The sequence below is a fragment of the Nevskia sp. genome (assembly GCF_023266035.1).
GTDB lineage: Bacteria > Pseudomonadota > Gammaproteobacteria > Nevskiales > Nevskiaceae > Nevskia.
This window is the reverse complement of record NZ_JAHFRY010000180.1, coordinates 1-2,530: the sequence shown is the minus strand read 5'-3', so window position 1 is coordinate 2,530 and position 2,530 is coordinate 1. Positions and strand designations below refer to the sequence as shown.

At 65.2% G+C, this 2,530-nt stretch carries 2 protein-coding genes; both read left to right on the top strand.

From position 1 onward, the window contains the following. Positions 1 to 57: 57 nt before the first annotated feature. The gene (locus Q0D45_RS19890; RefSeq protein ID WP_293397158.1) at positions 58 to 1,254 is read left to right on the top strand and encodes an efflux RND transporter periplasmic adaptor subunit; all 1,197 of its coding nucleotides are present in this window, start codon (positions 58 to 60) and stop codon (positions 1,252 to 1,254) included. After that, on the top strand, positions 1,251 to 2,530 hold a 1,280-nt coding region (locus Q0D45_RS19885; protein ID WP_293397155.1), incomplete at its 3' end, for an efflux RND transporter permease subunit. The genes Q0D45_RS19890 and Q0D45_RS19885, both read left to right, overlap by 4 nt.

The following is a 2,530-nucleotide window of genomic DNA, read 5'->3' as shown; positions in this document are numbered from 1 at the left end:
GTGCGGCCTGCAGGCCGCGCATGAGGCTTCGCAGCGATTCGTCCGGGAGCGCAGCTCGTGAAGACGCCATTCAAGCTGCTGATCGGCACCCTGGTGGTCGCGACCATCGCCGGTCTGGCCGCGCCGCGCTGGCTGCCGCTGCTGCATGGCGCGAAGAAGCCGGGCGATGTCGCCGCTGCGGGAGAAGGCAAGAAGAGCGGCGAGGGCAAGGCCAAGGGCGAGGCCAAGAGTGAGGGGAGTGGACGCGCACCGCAGAAGGTTTCGACCTTGCTGATCAAGCCGGAACCATTCACCGAAACCCTGAGCGCCACCGGCTCGCTGCTCGCCGATGAAGGCGTGGAACTGCAGGCCGAGATCAACGGCAAGATCGCCGCGATCCGCTTCCGCGAAGGCTCGAAGGTGAGCCGCGGCGAACTGCTGGTGAAGCTCAACGACTCCGATCTGCGCGCCCAGCGCGAGCTGGCCAAGCACAACCTGGAACTGGCAGTGCTGCGCGAGCAGCGGGTCGGCCAGCTGGTCAAGGAAGGCATCGTCACCGCCTCGGATTACGACACCGCGAAGTACGAGGTGTCGGCGCGCATCGATCAGATCTCGATCATCGATGCCCAGATCGAAAAGACCGAAATACGCGCGCCGTTCGATGGCGTCGTCGGCCTGCGCTATGTCAGCGAAGGCAGCTATGTGAACGCGACGACCCGCGTCGCGACCCTGCAGCAGATCGATCGTCTGAAGGTCAATTTCTCGGTGCCGGAGAAGTACGCCGGCCGGGTCAAGGTCGGCAGCGCGATCAGCTTCTCGATCGTCGGCAGTGATCGCCGCTTCCAGGGTTCGATCTACGCCTTCGATCCGCGCATCGATGCCGGCACCCGCACCGTGGTGATCCGCGCCAACTGTGCGAATCCGGATGGCGTGCTGCTGCCGGGCGCCTTCGCCAATGTCGAACTGGAACTGGCCAGGCTCGATGACGCGATTCTGGTGCCGGCCGAAGCGGTGATTCCCGGCGTCAGCGAAAAGAACGTCTTCGTGCTGGTCGACGGCAAAGCGACGCGTCGCGCGGTCGAGATCGGCACCCGCACCACCAATCAGGTGCAGATCCTCAGCGGCCTGGCCGCCGGTGATCGCCTGATCGTCTCCGGCCTGCAGCAGATGCGCGAAGGACTGTCGGTGGCCGATGCCAGCGACAACGATGGGGCGGCCAGGGAAGGTCCCGCCACCGCAAAGGCCAAGGCCGCGACCGGAAAGGCGCGCTCATGAGTCTCGCCGAACTCAGCATCCGGCGGCCGGTGCTGACCATCGTCATCTCGCTGCTGATCATGCTGTTCGGCGCGCTGGGCCTGAAATCGCTGCCGGTGCGCGAGTACCCGGCGGTCGATCCGCCGTCGATCTCGATCACCACCAGCTATCCGGGGGCGGCCGCCGAAGTGGTGCAGGCGCAGATCACCGAGCCGCTGGAAGAAGCGATCAACTCGGTGGCCGGCATCTCGGCGCTGACCTCGACCAGCCGCGAAGGCGCGAGCCAGATCACCGTCGAGTTCTCGCTGGATTCCGATCTGGAAACGGCGGCCAGCGATGTCCGCGATCAGCTGGCGCGTGCGGTGCGCAATCTGCCGCCGGATACCAATCCGCCGATCCTCAACAAGGCCGATGCCGATTCCAGCCCGATCTTCGGCCTGGCGATCAGCAGCCGCCAGCGCTCGCAGCTGGAGCTGTCGGCCTATGCCGATGCACTCAGAGAACGCCTGCAGACGGTGCCCGGCATCGCCCAGGTTGAGCAGCCGGCCGAGAAGCGCTACGCGATGCGCCTGTGGATGGACCCGGACCGGATGGCCGCCTATGGCATCTCGCCGATCGATCTGCGCACCGCGCTGAATCGCGAGAATCTGGAACTGCCGTCCGGCCGCATCGAGGGCAGCGCCGTCGAGCTGCCGGTCAAGACCATGTCTCGCCTGAGCACCGCCGAGGATTTCAACAACCTGATCGTCAAGCGCAGCGAGACCACCATCGTCCGTTTCCGCGACATCGGCTATGCCGAACTCGGCGCCCAGAACGAGCGCGGCGCGCTGAAGATGGGCGATACACCGATCGCCGGCCTGTACTTCAAGCAGCAGCCGGGCGCCAACCAGATCGACATCGTCAACCAGCTGCGTCAGCGGCTGGACGAAGTGCGCAAGGATCTGCCCAAGGATCTCAGCGTCGACATCGCCTACGACAACACCGAGTACGTGCGGCGCTCGCTGATCGAAGTCACCGAGACCATCTTCATCGCTTTCGTGCTGGTGGTGCTGGTGGTGTTCGCCTTCCTGCGCGAATGGCGCACCACCTTGATTCCGGTGCTGGCGATTCCGGTATCGATCATCGGCGTGTTCGGCGTCATGTCCGCCGCCGGTTTCTCGATCAACACGCTGACCCTGCTCGGCATCGTGCTGGCGATCGGTCTGGTGGTCGACGATGCGATCGTGGTGCTTGAAAACATCTACGCCAAGATCGAGGCCGGCATGAGCCCGGTCGAGGCCGGCATCGCCGGTACTCG